The organism is Streptomyces sp. NBC_00239 (genome assembly GCF_036194065.1).
In the GTDB taxonomy this organism is placed as follows: domain Bacteria; phylum Actinomycetota; class Actinomycetes; order Streptomycetales; family Streptomycetaceae; genus Streptomyces.
In genome coordinates, this window is sequence record NZ_CP108095.1 from 3,784,667 (window position 1) to 3,805,065 (window position 20,399).

The 20,399-nt window shown below is 71.2% G+C and carries 21 protein-coding genes; 10 read left to right on the plus strand and 11 right to left on the minus strand.

All coding sequences use genetic code 11. The annotated features are described in order from the left end of the window. Positions 1–30: 30 nt before the first annotated feature. The 3 genes from OG764_RS16570 (at position 31) to OG764_RS16580 (ending at position 2,365) form a co-directional block, all read left to right on the plus strand. On the plus strand, positions 31–1,173 hold the full coding sequence (locus OG764_RS16570; RefSeq protein ID WP_328969189.1) for an NADH-quinone oxidoreductase subunit D: 1,143 nt from the start codon (positions 31–33) through the stop codon (positions 1,171–1,173). A gap of 85 nt (positions 1,174–1,258) precedes the next feature. Then, positions 1,259–2,143, plus strand: a complete 885-nt coding sequence (locus OG764_RS16575; protein WP_328969190.1) for an arylamine N-acetyltransferase family protein — start codon at positions 1,259–1,261, stop codon at positions 2,141–2,143. Between the two features lie 12 nt (positions 2,144–2,155). Next, positions 2,156–2,365 (plus strand): hypothetical protein, encoded by a 210-nt coding sequence (locus tag OG764_RS16580; protein WP_328969191.1) that lies wholly within the window; start codon positions 2,156–2,158, stop codon positions 2,363–2,365. 53 nt (positions 2,366–2,418) lie between these two features. Here the strand turns inward: OG764_RS16580 and OG764_RS16585 are convergent, their stop codons facing one another. The 5 genes from OG764_RS16585 to OG764_RS16605 form a co-directional block, all read right to left on the minus strand. Beyond that, on the minus strand, positions 2,419–2,916 hold the full coding sequence (locus tag OG764_RS16585) for a peptidylprolyl isomerase (protein ID WP_328969192.1): 498 nt from the start codon (positions 2,914–2,916) through the stop codon (positions 2,419–2,421). Between the two features lie 142 nt (positions 2,917–3,058). Continuing rightward, positions 3,059–4,132 (minus strand): hypothetical protein, encoded by a 1,074-nt coding sequence (locus OG764_RS16590; protein WP_328969193.1) that lies wholly within the window; start codon positions 4,130–4,132, stop codon positions 3,059–3,061. Between the two features lie 163 nt (positions 4,133–4,295). Next, entirely contained in the window at positions 4,296–5,276 is a 981-nt protein-coding gene (locus tag OG764_RS16595; protein ID WP_328969194.1) for an ABC transporter substrate-binding protein, read from the minus strand. 93 nt (positions 5,277–5,369) lie between these two features. After that, positions 5,370–6,032 (minus strand): ABC transporter permease, encoded by a 663-nt coding sequence (locus tag OG764_RS16600; RefSeq protein ID WP_328969195.1) that lies wholly within the window; start codon positions 6,030–6,032, stop codon positions 5,370–5,372. A gap of 4 nt (positions 6,033–6,036) precedes the next feature. Next, the gene (locus OG764_RS16605; RefSeq protein WP_328969196.1) at positions 6,037–6,747 is read right to left on the minus strand and encodes an ABC transporter permease; all 711 of its coding nucleotides are present in this window, start codon (positions 6,745–6,747) and stop codon (positions 6,037–6,039) included. 134 nt (positions 6,748–6,881) lie between these two features. On the opposite strand from OG764_RS16605, the gene OG764_RS16610 reads away from it, so the two are divergent. Further along, positions 6,882–7,853, plus strand: coding sequence for an ABC transporter ATP-binding protein (locus tag OG764_RS16610; RefSeq protein ID WP_328969197.1), 972 nt, complete (start codon positions 6,882–6,884; stop codon positions 7,851–7,853). An 18-nt stretch (positions 7,854–7,871) separates the two neighbouring features. Here OG764_RS16610 and OG764_RS16615 read toward each other — a convergent pair whose 3' ends face one another. Continuing rightward, complete coding sequence (locus OG764_RS16615) at positions 7,872–8,981, minus strand: alpha/beta hydrolase (protein ID WP_328969198.1); 1,110 nt, start codon at positions 8,979–8,981, stop codon at positions 7,872–7,874. Positions 8,982–9,130: 149 nt separating this feature from the next. On the opposite strand from OG764_RS16615, the gene OG764_RS16620 reads away from it, so the two are divergent. From OG764_RS16620 to OG764_RS16645, 6 genes are all read left to right on the plus strand, one after another. Next, complete coding sequence (locus OG764_RS16620; protein WP_328969199.1) at positions 9,131–10,993, plus strand: phosphatidylglycerol lysyltransferase domain-containing protein; 1,863 nt, start codon at positions 9,131–9,133, stop codon at positions 10,991–10,993. A gap of 30 nt (positions 10,994–11,023) precedes the next feature. After that, complete coding sequence (gene folP, locus OG764_RS16625) at positions 11,024–11,899, plus strand: dihydropteroate synthase (protein WP_328969200.1); 876 nt, start codon at positions 11,024–11,026, stop codon at positions 11,897–11,899. Further along, positions 11,896–12,345 carry a nuclear transport factor 2 family protein gene (locus OG764_RS16630; protein ID WP_328969201.1) on the plus strand — a complete coding sequence of 150 codons (450 nt, stop codon included), beginning with the start codon at positions 11,896–11,898 and terminating at the stop codon, positions 12,343–12,345. Before folP ends, OG764_RS16630 begins: the two co-directional genes overlap by 4 nt. 305 nt (positions 12,346–12,650) lie before the next feature. Continuing rightward, the gene (gene folB, locus OG764_RS16635; protein ID WP_150209025.1) at positions 12,651–13,010 is read left to right on the plus strand and encodes a dihydroneopterin aldolase; all 360 of its coding nucleotides are present in this window, start codon (positions 12,651–12,653) and stop codon (positions 13,008–13,010) included. Further along, a complete protein-coding gene (folK, locus tag OG764_RS16640; RefSeq protein WP_328969202.1) occupies positions 13,007–13,615 on the plus strand; it encodes a 2-amino-4-hydroxy-6-hydroxymethyldihydropteridine diphosphokinase in 609 nt (202 codons plus the stop codon). The genes folB and folK overlap by 4 nt, the downstream gene beginning before the upstream one ends. Before the next feature lie 49 nt (positions 13,616–13,664). Beyond that, complete coding sequence (locus OG764_RS16645) at positions 13,665–14,159, plus strand: DUF3180 domain-containing protein (protein ID WP_328969203.1); 495 nt, start codon at positions 13,665–13,667, stop codon at positions 14,157–14,159. Between the two features lie 46 nt (positions 14,160–14,205). Here the strand turns inward: OG764_RS16645 and folE are convergent, their stop codons facing one another. The 5 genes from folE to OG764_RS16670 all read right to left on the minus strand — a co-directional run bounded on the left by folE (position 14,206) and on the right by OG764_RS16670 (position 20,344). Next, positions 14,206–14,811 (minus strand): GTP cyclohydrolase I FolE, encoded by a 606-nt coding sequence (gene folE, locus OG764_RS16650; protein WP_328969204.1) that lies wholly within the window; start codon positions 14,809–14,811, stop codon positions 14,206–14,208. 128 nt (positions 14,812–14,939) lie between these two features. Next, positions 14,940–16,961: an ATP-dependent zinc metalloprotease FtsH gene (gene ftsH / locus OG764_RS16655; protein WP_328969205.1), complete on the minus strand. Its 2,022-nt coding sequence runs from the start codon at positions 16,959–16,961 to the stop codon at positions 14,940–14,942. Between the two features lie 225 nt (positions 16,962–17,186). Then, positions 17,187–17,747 (minus strand): hypoxanthine phosphoribosyltransferase, encoded by a 561-nt coding sequence (hpt, locus tag OG764_RS16660; RefSeq protein ID WP_030228417.1) that lies wholly within the window; start codon positions 17,745–17,747, stop codon positions 17,187–17,189. Between the two features lie 64 nt (positions 17,748–17,811). After that, positions 17,812–18,861 (minus strand): tRNA lysidine(34) synthetase TilS, encoded by a 1,050-nt coding sequence (tilS, locus tag OG764_RS16665; RefSeq protein WP_328969206.1) that lies wholly within the window; start codon positions 18,859–18,861, stop codon positions 17,812–17,814. A 256-nt stretch (positions 18,862–19,117) separates the two neighbouring features. Continuing rightward, on the minus strand, positions 19,118–20,344 hold the full coding sequence (locus OG764_RS16670) for a zinc-dependent metalloprotease (protein WP_328969207.1): 1,227 nt from the start codon (positions 20,342–20,344) through the stop codon (positions 19,118–19,120). Positions 20,345–20,399: the final 55 nt, after the last annotated feature.

The following is a 20,399-nucleotide window of genomic DNA, read 5'->3' on the forward strand; positions in this document are numbered from 1 at the left end:
CTTCAACCCTAGGGCTGAGACACTGTGCGCATGACGGAGACGACGGTCGGCATCGGCGGAGCGGCGGAGAGCACCGACATGGTGCTCAACATCGGCCCCCAGCACCCTTCCACGCACGGCGTGCTGCGCCTGCGGCTCGTACTGGACGGCGAGCGCATCGTCAGCGCCGAGCCGGTGGTCGGCTACATGCACCGCGGCGCCGAGAAACTCTTCGAGGCCCGCGACTACCGCCAGATCGTCATGCTGGCCAACCGCCACGACTGGCTGTCCGCCTTCTCCAACGAGCTCGGCGTGGTCATGGCCGTCGAGCGGATGCTCGGCATGGAGGTCCCGGAGCGGGCGGTGTGGATGCGCACCCTCCTCGCCGAGCTGAACCGGGTCCTGAACCACCTGATGTTCCTCGGGTCGTACCCCCTCGAACTGGGCGGAATCACCCCGATCTTCCACGCGTTCCGCGAGCGCGAGGAGCTCCAGGCCGTCATGGAGGAGATCTCCGGCGGCCGCATGCACTACATGTTCAACCGGGTCGGCGGCCTCAAGGAGGACCTGCCGCTGGGCTGGCTCGACCGGGCGCGCGCCGCCATCGCGGACGTCAGTACGCGCATGGACGTCTACGACAACCTGGTCCTCGGCAACGAGATCTTCCGCGGCCGCACCCGCGGCGTCGGCGTGCTGTCCGCCGAGGCGGTCCACGCGTACGGGGTCAGCGGGCCCATCGCGCGCGCCTCGGGCGTCGACTTCGACCTGCGCCGCGACGAGCCGTACCTCGCGTACGGGGAGCTCCAGGACACCCTCAAGGTGGCCACCCGGCAGGAGGGCGACTGCCTGGCCCGCTTCGAGTGCCTCTTGGAACAGACTCACAACTCGCTCGAACTGGCGACGGCCTGCCTGGACCGGCTCGCCGAACTGCCGCCCGGCCCGATCAACCAGCGCCTCCCCAAGGTGCTGAAGGCGCCGGAGGGCCAGACGTACGCCTGGACCGAGAACCCGCTCGGCATCAACGGCTACTACCTCGTCTCGAAGGGCGAGAAGACCCCGTACCGCCTGAAGCTGCGCTCGGCCTCGTACAACAACATCCAGGCGCTGGCGGTGCTGCTGCCGGGCACGCTGGTCGCTGACATGGTCGCCATCCTCGGTTCGCTGTTCTTCGTCGTCGGCGACATCGACAAGTAACGCCAGAAACAGACAAGTTGCAGCAGGCATCCGGGCAGCACGGCGGAGGAAGACAGCCACGCGGACGCCTGCCTAGCCTGAAGAGATGATTTCTGGGATATACGCGGACTATCTTCGGCATCTCGGTGTCGAGGGCCGGGGCTCCCCTTCCGCAGAGGGCCTCTTCGACCTCCAGCAGGCCCACCTGGAGCACGTGCCGTACGAGAACATCGGCATCCAGGTCGGGCGCCCGCCGTGCATCGAACCGGAGTTATCGGCTCTCCGGTTCACCCTCGGCCGCGGCGGCTACTGCTTCCACCTCAACGGCGGCTTCGCCGCCCTCCTCGACCACCTCGGATACGACGTCACCCGCCACTACGGCGACGTCCACGTCGTCCCGTCCGAGACCGTCAACGGCCACCACCTCGCGCTGACCGTCCGCGTGGACGGCAGGGAGTACCTGGTCGACGTCGGCCTGGGCGACGGCCCGCTGCTGCCGCTCCCGCTGCGCGAAGGCACGTACGAGCAGCTGGGGTTCACGTACCGGCTGGAGCGTACGAGCGGCCCGGCGGCCGGCCGTTCGGCGGGCTGGGTACTGCACCACGACGCGCGCGGGTCGTTCGAGCGGATGGTGTTCCACTCCGCCCCGGCGCAGATGACCGACTTCGACACCCCGCACTACCGGCTCACCACCGGCGAGGACTCGCCGTTCGTCCGCACCTTCGCCATGATGCGCCGCCACCGCGGCGGTACGGACGCCCTGCGCGGCCGGGTCCTGACGCGCATCCGGCCGGACGGCAACGAGAAGCACGAGATCACCACCGAGCGCGAGTGGTTCGAGGTCTTCGGCTCCGTCTTCGGCCGCTCCCTGGTGGGGCTGACGCCCGACGACCTGAGCGGGCTGTGGCAGCGGGTCTGCCGGGCGCACGACGCCTGGCTGGCGGCACGCGCCGCGGCGATGGCCGGCCGGCGCGTCGTCGGCGCCCGCTGAGACACTGGCGCCATGTCCACGTCTCCCCGCCGCGCCTGCCCCGCCTGCGGGCGCGACTGCGCCGTCACCGCCGGACGCATCGCCCGCCACGATCCGCCCGCCAGCCGCGGGGACCTGGTCTCCTGCCCGGGCTCGCGGGCCCGGGTCGTACTGGGGGCCTCCGCGCCGGTCCTGGACGGCTTCACACTGCCCGACCTGCCGGGCCAGCTGCCGCTGTTCTGACGCGGCATGGCGGCGGCCGGCACCCGGGTGGGCGCCGGCCGTCCGCCGGGGGATCAGACGGTGCCGCAGTCCGAGATGACGATCTTCTTGCTGGTGTTGCCGGACTGGCTGCCGAGGGCCTCGATGGCCTTGACGACGTCCATGCCCTCGACGACCTCGCCGAAGACGACGTGCTTGCCGTCCAGCCAGCCGGTGACGATCGTGGTGATGAAGAACTGCGAGCCGTTGGTGTTCTTGCCGGCGTTCGCCATGCTCAGCAGACCCGGCTTGGTGTGCTTCAGCTGGAAGTTCTCGTCGGCGAACTTCTCGCCGTAGATGCTCTTGCCGCCGGTGCCGTTCTGGTTGGTGAAGTCACCGCCCTGGAGCATGAAGTCCGGGATCACGCGGTGGAACGGGGAACCCTTGTAGCCGAAGCCGTGCTGGCCGGTGGCCAGCTCGCGGAAGTTCTGGGCCGTCTTCGGGACGACGTCGTCGTACAGCTTGAACTCGATGCGGCCGAGCGGCTCGCCGTTCGCGGTGACCTCGAAGAAGACGTTCTTGTTCTCGCTCATTGCTCTGCTCCTCTTGGATTCGAATGTTCGCATCCGAGCATAGGAGACACCCCGGACAGACCACGGCACCGGACGACACACCAGGCCACAGCGCCCACACCCTCGGCCGACCGGGAGCCCCTCGCCCGGGCCCGCGGACCGGCTACGAGATCGCGGTGCGCAGCGAGGCGACGTCGATGGGCTCGGTCTCGTCGTGCTCGGTCAGGTCGACCACCTGACCCACGGCCCGGTGGCCGGGGTCGCGCGGCTTGAACGCCGGGGCCGCCGACTCCGCCTTGTGGACCGCGAGGGCCTCGGCGCCGACCACGTCCGCGAGGTCCTCGTTCTGCACGGCCTCGATGGCCTCGCGCGCCTCGGCCGCCGTCTTGGTGCCGAAGAAGTCGAAACCGCCCTCGACGCGGGAGGCGGAGTGGCGGGCCGCGGTGGACGGCTCCACGCTGGTGGCGGCCGGTGCGGGGCGGCGGGCCGGCAGCGGGACGCCCGCCGCGAGGGCGACCGCGGTGCTCCGCGGTGCCTGCTCGGCCCGGCGGTGCTCACCGGAGCCGTGGCCCGACCGGGCGTCGGCTCCGGTCGCGGGCGCGGGCGCAATCTCGGTCGCGGCCTCGGCATCGGTCACGGGCGCGTTGCCGGCCGGGACGGCTCCTTTGGCCACGGCCGCCGCCTCCGCAGGCTCCGATTCCGCAGGCTCCGATTCCGCTTCCGCCGCCTCGGCCTTGCGGAGCAGGGCCGCCAGGGCGGCGTTGGCCCGGGCGTAGCCCATCGCGGTCGGGGCGCCGGCCGCCGTGCGGTCCTCGGAGACCGGGGGCAGTTCCCTGGGCGCCGCCGGGGCGGTGGCCTCGATGGCCAGCAGCCTGCGGTCCTCCAGGACGCTCGCCCGCTCGGTCTCGGCGGTCGCGTACCGGCGCAGCAGCGCCGCGTGCTCGCCGCGCAGGCCGGCGAGCTCCACGCGCTTGGCCCGCAGCTTCTTGTCCAGCTTGGCCCGCAGCGCCCGGGACTCCTCCAGATCGGACTCCAGTTCGGCTATCCGGTCCTCGGTGCGCCATTCGTCGCGGACCCGGTCCCGGGTCAGTTCGGCCACCCGGCGTCCCGCCGCCCGGTCCCAGCCGCGCATCACGACCGCACCCGACACTCCGGCGGCAGCGGTGAGCGCCACCAGGAGACGCAGCGCCAGGGGCTCCGCGAGCAGCCAGGCGACGGCGGCGCTGGTGACGGACACACCGGCAATCGCCGAGGGGGTCAGCAGCCTGTGCAGGGGAGGTGATTGGCGGTGGCGTCCACGTGGCATGGCGTGAAATTTACAGGGCGAGGACGGGGTGTGGGGCAACCGCCCGGCAATCTGTTCCCGGCAGTTGCCCCACAGGTTGATCACAGCCGTACGGCTACTTCTTCAGCAGGCCCTTCGATTCCAGATATTCCTTCGCGACATCGGCCGGCTTGGCCCGCTCGGCGTCCACCTTGCGGTTGAGTTCCACGAGATCAGCCGTGGTCAGGGCCTTGGTGAGCTTGTCGAGGACGGCCGCGACCTCCGGGCCGCCGGCGTCCTTCGCATTCACGACAGGCAGGACGTTGTCGGCATTCTGCAGCTTTTTGTCGTCCTCCAGCAGGACCAGACCGAAGCTCTCCAGCGTCGCGTCCGTGGTGGTGGTGAGGACGAGCTGGTCGACACCGTCCTTGACCGCCTGCTTTGCCTGCGGGGTACCGACTCCCTTGGGGTCAATACCGGACACGTCGATTCCGTATTTCTGCTTCAGGCCGACCGCGCAGAACGGCCGCACGGCGCATTCGTCACCGGCGGCGATCTTCACCTTCAGCTTCGACTTCCCAAGATCCGAAAGCGTCTTGAGCTTGTTCTTCTCGGCGAATTCCTTGGTGACCGCGAACGCGTTCTGGTCCACCGCACCACCGGCCGCCAGCGCCTTCAGACCGAGCGGCCCGGCGAGCTTCTCCAGCGCCGCCACCGTCGCCGCGACGTCGCTCGAGGCGACCGGCTTCTGCTCCGCCGCCTTCGAGCCGTTCACCTTGGCGTTGAGGAACTCCGCGAGCGTCGCCGCGTATTCCGGTACGACGTCTATCTGGCCCTTCTCCAGGGCGGGCTCGTACAGCTCGCGGTTGGCGACCGTGGTGATCGACGTGCCGTAGCCGGCGTCCTCCAGCAGTTGCGCGTACAGCTCGGCCAGCACGTTCGACTCGGTGAACCCGGCCGAGCCGACGACCAGCGAGCCCTTCTTGTCCGTGTCGGACGCGGCGCTGCTGCCGCCGTCCTTGTTCTTCTCCAGGCTGTCGCCACCGCAGGCGGCGAGCGAGCCCGTCAGCGCCAGCACGCCCAGGGCCGCGCCGAGGACGCGCGAGGTCTTGCTCATGGGAACTCTCCGTTCACGGGATCAGGACGGGGGGAGGTCGGGAGGGGGCCGGAGGCGCGGGGCACGCCGGACCGGCGGAACGACCGGCAGGTGTCAGCGGCGCACCGGGCCCAGCAGCCGGTCGGCCGCCACCAGCACGCCTTCCACCAGCAGCGCCAGCAGCGCCACCAGCAGGGCGCCCGCGACGACCTGCGGGGTGTTGTACGTGTTGAAGCCGGCGGTGATGATCCGCCCCAGGCCGCCCTGGCCGACCATCGCCGCGATCGTGGCCGTGGCCACGACCTGGACGGCCGCCGACCGCAGACCGGTCATCACGAGCGGGCGGGCCAGCGGCAGTTCCACCTGGCGGAACAGCTGGCCGCCGGACATGCCCATGCCGCGGGCGGCCTCGATCACCGACCGGTCCACCTCGCGCATGCCCACGTACGCGTTGGTCAGCAGCGGCGGGAGCGCGAACAGCACGAGCGCCGTCACCGTCGGCACGTACCCCGCGCTGCGCAGCGGCGAGACCATGAAGAGGGCGAGCACCGCGAAGACCGGCACCGCCCGGCCCACGTTGGAGATGTTGACGGCGAGCGCGCCGCCCTTGCCGAGGTGGCCCAGCCCCAGGCCGACCGGCAGCGCGACCGCGCAGGCGATCAGCAGGGCCAGCCCGCTGACGTACACGTGCTCGCCGAGCCGGTGCCACACCCCGCTCTCCCCGGACCAGTTGGCGCCGTCCGCCAGCCAGTCCCCCGCCTGTCCCACCACGCCCATCACCTCAGGCCTCCTTCACCGCGGACGCCCGGGACGCCTTCGGCAGCCGGGACACCCGCGTCCACGGAGTGAGCAGCCGCTGCACTCCGAGCAGCAGCAGGTCGGCGACGAGCGCGAGGAGCACGCACAGCACGGAGGCGGTGAGCACCTGCGCCTTGAAGGACGTGTTGACGGCCGGGGCGATGAGGTTGCCCAGGCCGCCCTTGCCGACGATCGAGCCGACGGTCGTCAGCGCGACGGTCGAGACGGTGGCGATCCGCACCCCCGCGAGCAGCGCGGGCAGCGCGAGCGGCAGTTCGACCTGCCACAGCAGCCGGGCGGGCCCGTACCCCATGCCGCGCGCGGCCTCCCGTACGTCGTCCGGTACGGCCTCCAGGCCCGCCAGGACGTTGCGCACGAGGATCGTCAGCGAGTAGAGCACCAGGCCCGTCACCACGAGCGAGGCCGACAGCCCGAACACGGGCAGCAGCAGCGAGAACATGGCGAGCGACGGGATCGTGTAGAGGAGCGTGGTCAGGCCCAGCACGGGCGCCGCCCAGCCCCGGCCGCGGCGGGCCAGCAGCGCGAGGGGCACGGCCACCGCGATCCCTATGAGCACGGACAGCGCGGTGATCCAGACGTGCTCGACGGTCGCGTCGGTCAGCTCCTCGCTGCGCGAGCGCACGTACTCCCAGCAGACCCAGTCGTTGGCCACCAGACAGTTCCGTCCGGCCATCCCCTCACCCCCCGTCAGCCCCAGCCCTGTGTACAGCGACCATAACCCCGGGGGACGACCCGGGCGGTGATCTTTTGCACCGGGGCAACACGCCCTTCACACAACCCTGGCACGGCTGCGGGAAGATGGACGGTGTGATCCGATTCGAGCATGTGACCAAGCGCTACCCGGACGGGACCACCGCCGTCGAGGACCTCTCCTTCGAAGTCGCGGAGGGGGAACTGGTCACGCTCGTCGGACCGTCGGGGTGCGGCAAGACGACCACCATGAAGATGGTGAACCGCCTCATCGAGCCGACCGGCGGGCGGATCCTGCTGGCCGGCGAGGACATCGCCGCCGCGGACCCCGTGGAGCTGCGGCGCCGGATCGGGTACGTCATCCAGCAGGTCGGGCTGTTCCCGCACAAGACGGTCCTGGAGAACACCGCGACCGTCCCGCAGCTGCTCGGCGCCGGCCGGGCCAGGGCGCGGGCGCGCGCGGCCGAACTCCTGGAACTGGTCGGTTTGGACCCCTCGGTGTACGGGAGCCGGTACCCGGAGCAGCTGTCCGGCGGGCAGCGCCAGCGGGTGGGCGTGGCCCGGGCGCTCGCGGCCGATCCGCCGGTGCTGCTCATGGACGAGCCGTTCGGCGCGGTGGACCCGGTGGTCCGCGAGCGGCTCCAGAACGAGTTCCTGGCGCTGCAGAAATCTGTCCGGAAGACGATCCTGCTGGTCACCCACGACCTGGAGGAGGCGGTGCGCCTCGGCGACCGCATCGCGGTCTACGGGCAGGGCACCATCGAGCAGTTCGCTCCGCCCGCGGAGGTGCTGGCGGCGCCCGCCACCGATTACGTGGCCGGATTCGTCGGCGCGGACCGCGGGCTCAAGCGGCTCGCGGTGACGCCGGTCGCGGCGGCCGACGTGGAACCGGCGGAGGCCGGGACCGGCCCGGTGCCGGGGACGGAGGTGGCGCTGGGGGTCTCGCTGCGGGAGGCGCTCGCGCTGCTGCTGCAGGAGGACTCGGGGCGGATCGCGGTGACCGACCCGGAGTCGGGCGAGCGGGTCGGGGTGCTCACCCCGGCGGGCGTGCACCGGGCACTGCGCCGCGCGGAGCCGCAGGACGCCTGACGCGCGCGGGGCGGCCGGTCAGGCCTGGAGGCGGCCGCTCAGCCACGCCAGCATCGGCGCGATCTCGCGGCGCCAGGTGTTGAAGTTGTGGCCGCCGCTGTCGAGGACGATCGAGGAGACGCGGTCCGGGGACTTCACGTCCTTGATGAACTGCTTGGTCGGGCGGAAGTTGTCCTCGCCCTTCTTGCTGGTGGTCACCAGGAACGAGGTCTTCGTCGGGGCCTTCTGCTTCAGGCTGTGCAGCAGGTCGGCGCGCTGCTTGAGGGCCTTGTCGCCGTGGAAGAGGTCGCCGGTCGTCGGGTCGTCGGCCGCCTTGTAGTAGGCGGAGAGGCCGACGGCGACGCCGAAGGTGCCGGGGTGGTGGATGCCCATCTTCAGCGCGCAGTAGCCGCCGGTGGAGTTCCCGACGAAGGCCAGGTTCGCGGGCTTGCCGCCGACCCGGTAGGACTCGCGGACCGCCTGCGGCACGTCCTTGGCGAAGAACGTCTCGGTCTGCGGGCCGCCGGGGATGTCCACGCACTCGGTGTCGCGCGGCGGCGCCACGGTCGGCCGCATCATCACGAGGATCATCGGCTTCATCTTGCCCGCCTTGACCTGCTTGTAGGCGGTCATCGGGTAGTCGAGCCCTTTGATCAGGTTCTCTGCGATGCCCGGGAATCCGGTGAGCACGACCGCCGCGGGAAAGTTCTCCTTGGCGTGCTGCGGCTGGAAGTACTCCGGCGGCAGGTACACGAATCCCGGGGTGGTTATCTTCGAGCGGTCGCCCGCCACCACGACCTTCTGGATCAGGCCGCCGACCGCCGGATTGGCGCCGCCGGGCACGTCCAGCTTCCGGGTGTCGACCACGCGGATGTCCTTGGCGCCGGCCGAGTGGTCGACGACCACGCCCATCTCGGTCTCCTGGCCGAAGAGGTCGGCCCAGGACCCGTAGAAGAGAAACGATTTGTTCGCGCCGAGGCCGATCGCCGAGAACAGGGCCAGCTGAGTCGCGAGCAGCAGGGCGACCCGGCCGACGACGGCACGCCAGGTGCGGCCCGCCAGCCGCGGCCAGAACCAGACGGTGGCCGCGAAGAGCAGCACACCGGCGACGATGGCGAGCGCCAGAACCGTATTGCTGGTGAGACCCATGAGCAGTGAGTGACTTTCTGGTGGCGGGTGGAGTTTTTTCTGCCAAAACAGTGAACCCGCTCCCGGTCTGCGCCGTCCTAGTGGTCGCACATGTCCGGATGCCGCTGTGGCAGCTCGGCCACAGGATCACTTACGGAGTACGGGAAGCGATGTCTAGCAGGATAGATGGCGATAAGTCGGGACAGGTTCCGCACAAGGTCCGTCGCATCCTCCGCGGGCCACGGCCCGAGTCGGTGCCTTCCCTCGTCGGCACGGCGGCCGCCGTCGTCGGTCTCCTCGACATCGCCGCGGGCGTCTTCCCGCGGTTCCGCCACAGCCGCATCCACGCCGTCACCGAGGTGCTGCCCGGCTCCCTGGGCCCCTTCGCCGCCGCCCTCGCGCTCAGCGCCGGCGTCCTCCTGCTGCTGCTCGCGCACGGGCTCAAGCGCCGCAAGCGCCGCGCCTGGCGGGCCGCCGTCGTCCTGCTGCCCGCCGGCGCCGTGGCGCAGTTCACCTACCGGCACTCGATCATCGGCGTGCTCATCGCCGCGGCCCTGCTCGCGCTGCTCCTGCGCCACCAGGGTGAATTCGACGCGCTGCCCGACCCGCGCAGCCGCTGGAAGGCCCTCGCCAACTTCGTCCTGCTGAGCGCCGGCTCCATCGGCCTGGGCCTGGTCATCGTCAACTCCCACCCCGGCCGGGTGATCGGCAACCCCGGCATCGCCGAGCAGATCACCCACGTCGTCTACGGGCTCTTCGGCTTCGAAGGCCCGGTCGACTACGCCGGCCGGGTGTCCTGGACCGTCGGCTACTCCCTCGGCGCGCTCGGCATGCTGACCGCCATCACCACCATCTACCTGGCCTTCCGCCCCGAGCACCCGGCCGCCCGGCTCACCGCCGAGGACGAGGCCCGGCTGCGCGAGCTGCTCGCCCGGCACGGCGGCCGCGACTCCCTCGGCCACTTCGCCCTGCGCCACGACAAGGCCGTCGTCTTCTCCCCCAGCGGCAAGGCAGCCGTCACCTACCGCGTGGTCTCCGGCGTGATGCTCGCCTCCGGCGACCCGATCGGCGACGTCGAGGCCTGGCCCGGCGCGATCGAGCGGTTCATGGACGAGGCCAAGGCCCACTCCTGGACCCCCGCCGTCATGGGCTGCAGCGAGACCGGCGGCGAGGTGTGGACCCGCGAGACCGGCCTCGACGCCCTGGAGCTCGGCGACGAGGCCATCGTCGACGTCGCGGACTTCTCCCTCAGCGGCCGCGCGATGCGCAACGTCCGCCAGATGGTCAAGCGCATCGAGCGCAACGGCTACACCACCAAGGTCCGCCGGGTCAGCGAGCTCGACGAGACCGAGCTGGCGCACGTACGGGCCGCGGCCTCCGCCTGGCGCGGCACCGACACCGAGCGCGGCTTCTCCATGGCCCTGGGCCGCGTCGGCGAGCCCGGCGACGGCGACTGCATCATCGCCACCGCCCACCGGGCCGCCGAAGAGGGCGACCCCGCCTCCCCGTACGGCGACCTGAAGGCCGTCCTGCACTTCGTTCCGTGGGGCCCGGACGGCATGTCCCTCGACCTCATGCGCCGCGACCGCGCCGCCGACCCCGGCATGAACGAGCTGCTGATCTGCGCCGCCCTGCAGGCCGCCCCCGGCCTGCGGATCGAGAAGGTCTCCCTCAACTTCGCGATGTTCCGCTCGGCCCTGGCCCGCGGCGAGAAGATCGGCGCCGGCCCCGTCCTGCGGATGTGGCGCGGCCTGCTGGTCTTCCTGTCCCGCTGGTTCCAGATCGAGTCGCTCTACAAGTTCAACGCGAAGTTCCGCCCCCGCTGGGAACCCCGCTTCGTGGTCTTCCGCACCACCCGCGACCTGCCCCGCATCGGCTTCGCCGCCATGCAGGCCGAGGGCTTCGTCACGCTGGCCCTGCCCCGGCTGCTGTCCCGCCGCTCCGGCCCCAAGCAGCGGCCCTGCGCCCACGCCGCCCTCACCCCCGCCAAGGTCGTGGCCCCGGCCGGCGAGCGCGAGATCCGCGCTGCATGACCCACGGCGCCCGGCCCTACCCTTGATGCCATGAACACGTTGCGCGGTGCAGGCATCGCCAGGGGCCGGGTCGAGGGACTGCCGGACTGGGACCGCTGTGCGGTGATGGGGGTCGTCAACGTGACCCCCGACTCCTTCTCCGACGGCGGCCGCTGGTTCGACACCGGCGCCGCCGTCAAGCGCGGCCTGGAACTGGTCGCCCAGGGCGCCGACCTCGTCGACGTCGGCGGCGAGTCCACCCGCCCCGGCGCCAGCCGCGTCGACCTCGACGAAGAGCTGCGCCGGGTCGTCCCGGTGGTCCGCGGCCTCGCCTCCGAGGGCGTCACCGTCTCCGTCGACACCATGCGCGCGGCCGTCGCCGAGCAGGCGGTGGCCGCCGGAGCGGCCCTGGTCAACGACGTCAGCGGCGGCCTCGCGGACCCCGCCATGATCCCCGCCGTCGCCACCGCGCAGGTGCCCTTCGTGGTGATGCACTGGCGCGGCTTCAGCGCCGACATGAACAGCCGGGCCGTCTACCGCGACGTCGTCGCCGAGGTAGCCGACGAGCTGCGGGCCCGGATGGACGCCGTCATCGAGGGCGGCATCGCCCCCGAGCGCCTCCTCGTGGACCCCGGCCTCGGCTTCGCCAAGGACGCCGAACACGACCTCGCGCTGCTGGCCCGGCTCGGCGAGCTGCGCGCGCTGGGCCGCCCCCTCCTGGTGGCCGCCTCCCGCAAGCGCTTCCTCGGCCGGGTACTGGCCGGCACCCCCGGCGGCACCCCGCCGCCCGCCCGCGAACGCGACGCCGCGACCGCCGCCGTCTCCGCGATCGCCGCCCACGAGGGCGCCTGGGCCGTCCGCGTCCACGAGGTACGGGCCACCGCCGACGCGGTCCGCGTGGCCCGGGCCGTCGAGGGCGCCCGGTGACCCGGAGACGTTCCGAGGCCGAGGCCGTCGAACAGCTCAACACGGCCTTCTACGACGCACTGGAACGCGGCGACTTCGACGAGCTGTCCGCGCTCTGGCTCGACGACGAGATCTCCTGCGTGCACCCCGGCTGGCCGGTCCTGTCCGGCCGCGGCGAGGTGCTGCGCTCGTACGCGCTGATCATGGCGAACACCGAGTACATCCAGTTCTTCCTCACCGACACCAAGGTCACCGTGATCGGCGACAGCGCGGTCGTCACGTGCACGGAGAACATCCTCAGCGGCGGCCCCGCCGAGGACGGCGGCGAGCTGGGCCCGCTCGTGGGCCAGCTCGTGGTCGCCACGAATGTGTTCCGGCGCACACCCGAGGGCTGGCGCATCTGGTCCCACCACGGCTCGCCCGTACTGGCGGACTCCGACGACGACGAGGACGAGCCCGGGAGCTGACGGGCACCCCGGCGCGCGCCCGGGGCCGGGGCGCCGCAAGGGCCCGGCCCCGCGGACGGCCTCCGGCCGGCGGGCCGGCGGGCGCCCCGCGGCCCGCCCCGGCCACCCTGCGGAAGCCTGGCCTCCGCCCCCGGCAGAACACCCGATCCCGAGGCGCGGAGCCGCCCTCGGCCACCCCATGGGCGACCGATGTCATGGCTCGCAGGTAAATTCGAAGGAGGACGACGCCGACCGCACTCGGCGTAGGCCCATGGGACCGGGGAGCCCCGGACCCGGAAGTACCTACGAAAGCAGGAGTGATTCGCGTGGATCGTGTCGCACTGCGCGGCCTCAAGGCCCGCGGGCACCATGGCGTCTTCCCCCGGGAGCGCGAGGAAGGCCAGACCTTCATCGTCGACCTGGTGCTGCACATCGACACCCGCCCCGCGGCGGCCGACGACGACCTGGCCAAGACCGTCCACTACGGCGTCGTCGCCGAGGAGGTCGTCGACGTGGTCCAGGGCGAGCCGGTCGACCTTATCGAGACCCTGGCCGAACGCATCGCCCAGCAGTGCCTGAAGCACGAGGCGGTCGCCCAGGTCGAGGTGGTCGTCCACAAGCCGGACGCCCCGATCACGGTGCCGTTCGACGACGTGACCATCACGATCACCCGGAGCCGCGCATGAACAACGGTCTGAACGCCCAGAGCGACCCGACCGTACAGCCCGTACCCGCCTCCGTCGTGGAGGCCGTGGACGCGGCCGACGTCACCCTGTCCAACCCGAAGTGGGCCGTCATCGCCCTCGGCGCGAACCTCGGCAACCGCCTGGACACCCTCCAGGGCGCCATCGACGCCCTCGGGGACACCCCGGGCATGCGGGTCAAGGCCGTCTCCCCCGTGTACGAGACGGAGCCCTGGGGCGTCGAGCCCGGCTCCCAGCCGTCGTACTTCAACGCGGTCGTCGTCGTGAAGACCACGCTGCCCCCCGGCTCGCTCCTGGAGCGCGGACAGGCCATCGAAGAGGCCTTCGACCGGGTCCGCGAGGAGCGCTGGGGACCGCGCACCATCGACGTGGACATCGTGACCTACGCGGACGTGGTCTCCGACGACCCCGTCCTCACCCTCCCGCACCCGCGCGCCCACCAGCGCGCCTTCGTGCTGGCCCCCTGGAACGACGTCCAGCCGGAAGCCCAGCTCCCCGGCCACGGCCCGGTCGCCACCCTCCTCGCGGCCCTCGACACCACCGTCGTCACGCCGCGCCCCGACCTGGAACTCCGCCTGCCGGAGTAGTCGTTAGTAGCCTGTTCACTGCGAGTCGCCGAAAGTGGGGAACAGGCACGTGAAGCAATTGAGGCCGGTCGTCCTCACCGGGATCTTCCTGATCGCCGGAGTCCTGTCGTGGGCGGGCGCGAAGCTGTGGAACGCCCACGGCACGCTGCCCGGGGTGCCGCTGGCGGCGCCCATCGTGCTGGCCGTGATCGCGGTCGTCCTGCTGGCGACCGCGCTCTCGCTGCGCTCGCGGCTCAAGGCCCAGCGGGAGCGGCGGCCGGGCGCCAAGGGCGTGGAGCCGCTGATGGCGGCCCGGTCGGTGGTCTTCGGGCAGTCCAGCGCGCTGGTCGCGGCCCTCGTGGCGGGCATGTACGGCGGCACCGGGCTCTTCCTGGTCCTCGACGGCCTCGACGTACCGGCCCGCCGCGACCAGGCCGTCTACGCCGGCTTCGCGGTCCTCGCGGGCGCCTGCGTCATCGCGGCGGCCCTCTTCCTGGAGCGCGTCTGCAAGCTTCCCGAAGACCCCGACGACTCCCCGCCCACCACCACCCGCGCCCGCGCCTGAGCGGCGGCGGGGCTTACCGGGCGTCCTCGCCCGCTGTGGGGCGGGGTCAGCGGGCCATGATGAGGCTCATGGCCTCGTTGCGGGTCGCGGGGTCGCGGAGCTGGCCGCGGACCGCCGAGGTGATGGTCTTCGCGCCGGGCTTGCGGACTCCGCGCATGGTCATGCACATGTGCTCGCACTCGATGACCACGATCACGCCGCGCGGCTCCAGGATCTCCATCAGGGAGTCCGCGATCTGCGTGGTCAGGCGCTCCTGGACCTGGGGGCGGCGGGCGAAGACGTCCACCAGCCGGGCCAGCTTCGACAGGCCGGTGATCTTGCCGTCGGTGGACGGGATGTAGCCGACGTGCGCGACGCCGTGGAACGGCACGAGGTGGTGCTCACAGGAGGACATGACCTCGATGTCCTTGACCAGCACCATCTCGTCGTGGCCGAGGTCGAACGTCGTGGTCAGCACCTCTTCGGGCTTCTGCCACAGGCCGCCGAATATCTCCCTGTACGCCCGGGCCACGCGGGCCGGTGTCTCCTGGAGACCTTCGCGGTCCGGGTCTTCACCGACCGCGATGAGGAGCTCACGAACGGCGGCCTCGGCGCGCTTCTCGTCGAACTCGCCGATCGTGCCCTCGCCGTCCAGAGTCACTGGGTCGGTCATCTGTGCCTCGTTCCTGTGTTCCGTGCGCATGTTCGTACGCAAGTTTCGTACGCATGCGAAAGTGCCGCGCCCCCCAGGCTAGAACCTGGGGGGCGCGGCATCCATTCCGGGCTGTCCGGGACCGGTGATCAGGCCTCGGGGCGGTCCTCGGGGGACACGTCGAGGGCCTTCTCGGTGGTGACCGGGGCCGCGCTGCCGTTCGCCGCGTTCGTCAGGGACAGCTCCTTGGGGGAGAGCACCGGCGGACGGGTGGACGGGGTGCGGCGGGAGGATCCGGTCCACGCGGGGCGGGCCGGGCGCTTGACGATGGTCGAGAAGATCTCGGCGATCTGCTCCTTGTTCAGCGTCTCCTTCTCAAGGAGCGCCAGGACCAGGTTGTCGAGGACGTCGCGGTTCTCGACCAGGATCTCCCAGGCCTCGTTGTGCGCCGTCTCGATGAGCTTCTTGACCTCTTCGTCGACGAGCGCCGCGACCTCTTCCGAGTAGTCCCGGGGGTGCGACATCTCGCGCCCCAGGAACGGTTCGGTGTTGTCGCCGCCGAACTTGATGGCGCCGAGCCGCTCGGTCATGCCGTACTGCGTGACCATCGCGCGGGCCGTGGCAGTGGCCTTCTCGATGTCGTTCGCAGCGCCGGTGGTCGGGTCGTGGAAGACCAGCTCCTCGGCCGCGCGCCCGCCCAGCATGTACGCCAGCTGGTCGAGCATCTCGTTGCGCGTGGTCGAGTACTTGTCCTCGTCGGGCAGGACCATGGTGTAGCCCAGTGCCCGGCCGCGGGACAGGATCGTGATCTTGTGCACCGGGTCGGAGTTCGGGGAGGCCGCCGCGACCAGGGCGTGTCCGCCCTCGTGGTACGCGGTGATCTTCTTTTCCTTGTCCGACATGATCCGGGTCCGCTTCTGCGGGCCCGCCACGACGCGGTCGATCGCCTCGTCCAGGGCGTGGTTGTCGATCAGCTTCTTGTCCGAGCGGGCCGTGAGGAGCGCGGCCTCGTTCAGGACGTTGGAGAGATCGGCACCGGTGAAGCCGGGCGTGCGACGGGCGACAGCACCCAGGTCGACGTCCGGAGCGACCGGCTTGCCCTTCTGGTGGACCTTGAGGATCTCCAGGCGGCCCTGCATGTCCGGACGGTCGACGGCGATCTGCCGGTCGAAGCGGCCGGGACGCAGGAGCGCCGGGTCGAGGATGTCCGGGCGGTTCGTGGCGGCGATCAGGATGACGCCGCCCTTCACATCGAAGCCGTCCATCTCGACGAGCAGCTGGTTGAGGGTCTGCTCGCGCTCGTCGTGACCGCCGCCGAGGCCCGCACCGCGGTGCCGGCCGACGGCGTCGATCTCGTCGACGAAGACGATCGCCGGAGCGTTGGCCTTGGCCTGTTCGAACAGGTCACGGACACGCGAGGCACCGACACCGACGAACATCTCGACGAAGTCGGAACCGGAGATCGAGTAGAAGGGAACGCCGGCCTCGCCCGCGACGGCGCGCGCGAGGAGCGTCTTGCCCGTACCGGGCGGGCCGTACAGGAGTACGCCCTTGGGGATCTTGGCGCCGACGGCCTGGAACTTCGCCGGCTCCTGGAGGAACTCCTTGATCTCGTGGAGCTCCTCGACGGCCTCGTCGGACCCCGCCACATCGGCGAAGGTCGTCTTCGGGGTGTCCTTGGTGATGAGCTTGGCCTTGGACTTCCCGAAGTTCATGACCCGGGAGCCGCCGCCCTGCATCTGGTTCATCAGGAACAGGAACACCACGACGATGAGGACGAACGGCAGGAGCGACAGCAGCACCCCGAGGAAGGGGTTCGTCTTGTCGGGAGAGACGGAGTAGCCACTGGGGATCTGCCCGCTGTCGGAGCTGGCCTGGAGCTGCTTGGCGATGTCGACGCCCTGGTCGCCGATGTAGTTCGCCTGGAACTTGCTGCCGCTTTCGTCGCCGAGCTTCTGGCCGTCCTTCAGCTCGATCTTGATCATCTGGGAGTCACCGGTGGTCAGCTTCGCCGACTCGACCTGGTTCTGGCTGATCGCGTGCAGAACCTTGCTGGTGTCCACCGACTTGTAGCCGCCGGACGAACCAACGACATTCATCAACACGACCACGGCGAGGACGGCCAGCACGATCCACATGACCGGCCCACGGAAGTATCGCTTCACGTCCATCCATACGGGGCGGCGTGCACCCCGTCCCTCCTGCCCGTAGGTAAATGCTGCTGTGAGTGAGTCTGAGAGTAAGAACTGTTCTTCGGTTCTTCGGAATGTACCCCTGCATTGTCACCCGTGACCTCGCGGTTCGGCTGACAAACCCGCCTTCCCCTGCTCCAACGGCAGGAATCCCCGGAGGGTTCCCCGGCGGCCTGGGCCGCCGGGGTCGCGCGCAGCGGTGGCTCAGCCGCCGTAGACGTGCGGGGCGAGCGTGCCGACGAACGGCAGGTTGCGGTACTTCTCGGCGTAGTCGAGGCCGTAGCCGACGACGAACTCGTTGGGGATGTCGAAGCCGACCCACTTGACGTCGATGGCGACCTTGGCGGCCTCGGGCTTGCGCAGCAGCGTGACGACCTCCAGGGAGGCCGGCTGGCGGGAGCCCAGGTTCGACAGCAGCCAGGACAGCGTCAGACCGGAGTCGATGATGTCCTCGACGATCAGGACGTGCTTGTCCTTGATGTCGGTGTCCAGGTCCTTGAGGATCCGGACCACGCCGGAGGACTGGGTGCCCGCGCCGTACGAGGACACCGCCATCCAGTCCATGGTCAGCGGGGTGGACAAGGCACGCGCCAGGTCCGCCATCACCATCACCGCGCCCTTGAGGACGCCGACGATGAGCAGGTCCTTGCCCGCGTACTCCGCGTCGATCTTCGCGGCCAGCTCGGCGAGCTTCGCGTCGATCTCTTCCTTGGTGATGAGCACCGACTGGAGGTCGCTGCCCATGTCCTTCTCGTCCACCCGCATCACTTTCGTTGTCGGCCGGGGCTCCGGGGGGTGCCCCGGAGGACTCAGCCGTGTTTCAGCACCATCAGCCCTGCCGGATGACAAGTCTGCCACCCTGCCGCTGGGCCTCGACCCGGCCGGGCAGGTTGATGGCTCCCTGACCGCGCCAGCCGGTGATGAGCCGGTCGACTTCTTCGATGTGCCGGGCGAAGAGCGAGCCGGCGGGGGAACCGGCCGCGACGGCCGCCCTGCGCAGCACCCGGCGGCGGACGGCCGGGGGCAGGGCGTACAGCTTGGCGCACTCCAGCTGGCCGCCCTCGTCCCGTACGGTCGCCTCGGCGGAGGCGGCCCAGGAGTCGAGCGCGTCGGCGTCGTCCCGGGAGAGCTGGGCGGTCCGGGCGAGCGCCTCGACCACTCCCTTGCCCAGGGCCTTCTCGAGGGCGGGCAGTCCCTCGTGGCGCAGCCGGGAGCGGGTGTAGGCGGGGTCGGTGTTGTGCGGGTCGTCCCAGACGGGCAGGGACTGGACCATGCAGGCCTTGCGGGCGGTCTGGCGGTCGATGTTCAGGAAGGGCCGCCGGTAGCGGGCGGTGCCGGAGCCGGATCCCGTGCCGCCGGACTTCTCGGCCATGCCGGACAGCGAGCGGATGCCGGAGCCGCGGGCGAGCCCCAGCAGGACGGTTTCGGCCTGGTCGTCGCGGGTGTGGCCGAGCAGGACCGCGGCGGCGCCGAGCCGCTCGGCGGCCTCGTCGAGGGCGCCGTAGCGGGCGTCGCGGGCGGCGGCCTCGGGTCCGCCGTCGCGGCCGACGCGTACGGCGACGGATTCCACCGGGTCGAGGCGCAGGGCGGTCATGCGGGTGACGACTTCGGCTGCGCGCAGGTCCGAGCCGGGCTGGAGGCCGTGATCGACGGTGATCCCGCCGGCGCGAACGGAAAGTTTGGGGGCCTCGAAGGCGAGCGCGGAGGCGAGCGCCATCGAGTCGGCGCCGCCGGAGCAGGCGACGAGCACGAGGGGTCGGTCCCCCTCGGTGCCGGCGGTGGCCGGGGTGGTGGTGACGTCGGTGAGGTCGGTGAGGACGTCGTGGAGTACGCGGCGGACCGCCAGGCGTATCGCTGCGACCGCAGGATGGGGACCCATGTCCGGTGCCCTTCGGTGGAGTTGGGGTGCCTCGGGGTGGCTTCGGGGTGTGTGGCTCGGGCTGGCGCTCGGGGTGGTCCGCCGGCTTCCGCCCGGGGCGGGGCCGGTGGGACGTCACTCAGAGTGCGTCGATGGTGACAGAGCCGAGCCATTCCCTGAGCATCGCACGCCTATCCACGGCTCACGGTCCCTCGGATGGGTGATGCTGGGGCCCTCACAGAGACGTCTTTGAGCCTCATACGTCACTCGCGTTGCGTCACCCCTCGCCCGTCTCGTGGTCCCCGCGCTGCCCGCGGTCCTCGTCCCGGGGCGTGTCCCCGGCCGTTTCCCCGGCGGTCTCGGCCGTGTTCCCGCCGCCGGCCGGGCGGCCGTGGACGCGGGCGATCCAGTCGGCGGGGCGGGCGATCTCCGCCTTGGTGGGGAGGGTGTTGGGCGAGGTCCAGACGCGGTTGAAGCCGTCCATGCCGACCTGGCCGACGACGGCCCGTACGAAGCGCTCGCCGTCGCGGTACTGGCGGAGTTTCGCGTCGAGGCCCAGGAGCCTGCGCAGCGCCGCGTCGAGGCGGCCGGCCCCGGTGGCCCGGCGCTTCTGGAACTTCTCGCGGATCTCCGTGACGGTGGGCACGACCTCGGGGCCGACGCCGTCCATCACGTAGTCCGCGTGTCCCTCCAGCAGGGACATCACGGCGGTGAGCCGGCCGAGCACCTCGCGCTGCTCGGGGGTCTGCACCAGCTCGACCAGGGAGCGTCCGGCCTCGCCGGTCTCGCCTTCGGGGCGGGCTCCGGCCAGCGACTGGGCGGCCTCGCGCAGCCGCTCCAGGACGGTCATGGGGTCCATCTCGGTGGCGCCGAGGAACGACTGGATTTCGCCCTGGAGGTGGTCGCGGAGCCAGGGCACCGCGGTGAACTGCGTCCGGTGCGTCTCCTCGTGGAGGCACACCCACAGCCGGAAGTCGTGCGGGTTCACGTCCAGCTCGCGCTCGACGTGGACGATGTTGGGGGCGACCAGCAGCAGCCGGCCGCCGGCGGGCCCGGAGCCGGGCAGCTCGCGGGTGGCCGGGGCGAAGGTCTCGTACTGCCCGAGGACCCGGGAGGCGAGGAAGCCGAGGAGCATGCCCAGCTCGACGCCGGTGATCTTGCCGCCGACCGCGCCGAGGACGGCGCCGCCCGCGGTGGGGCCGCGGCGTTCCTGCATGGAGTCGAGGAGGGGGCCGAGGAGCGCGCGGAAGCCCGCGACGTTGGCCTTGGCCCAGCCGGCCCGGTCCACCACGAGGACCGGGGTGTCGTGCACGTCGGCGCCGTCGGGAAGCATCCGGGTGTAGGCCCGTACGTGCCGTTCCGAGGCCTTGGCGTGTCTGCGCAGCTCGGCCACGATTTCGCGGGCCTCGTCCCGGGTCACCTCGGGACCGGGCCGCACCAGTCGGGTCGCGGTCGCCACCGCGAGGTTCCAGTCGACCATCTCCGCACCACGGATGCTCGTCATGCGTCAACCGTACGTGGACCGGCGCCCGCCCGGTGAGGGGTACGCGGCGAGTCCG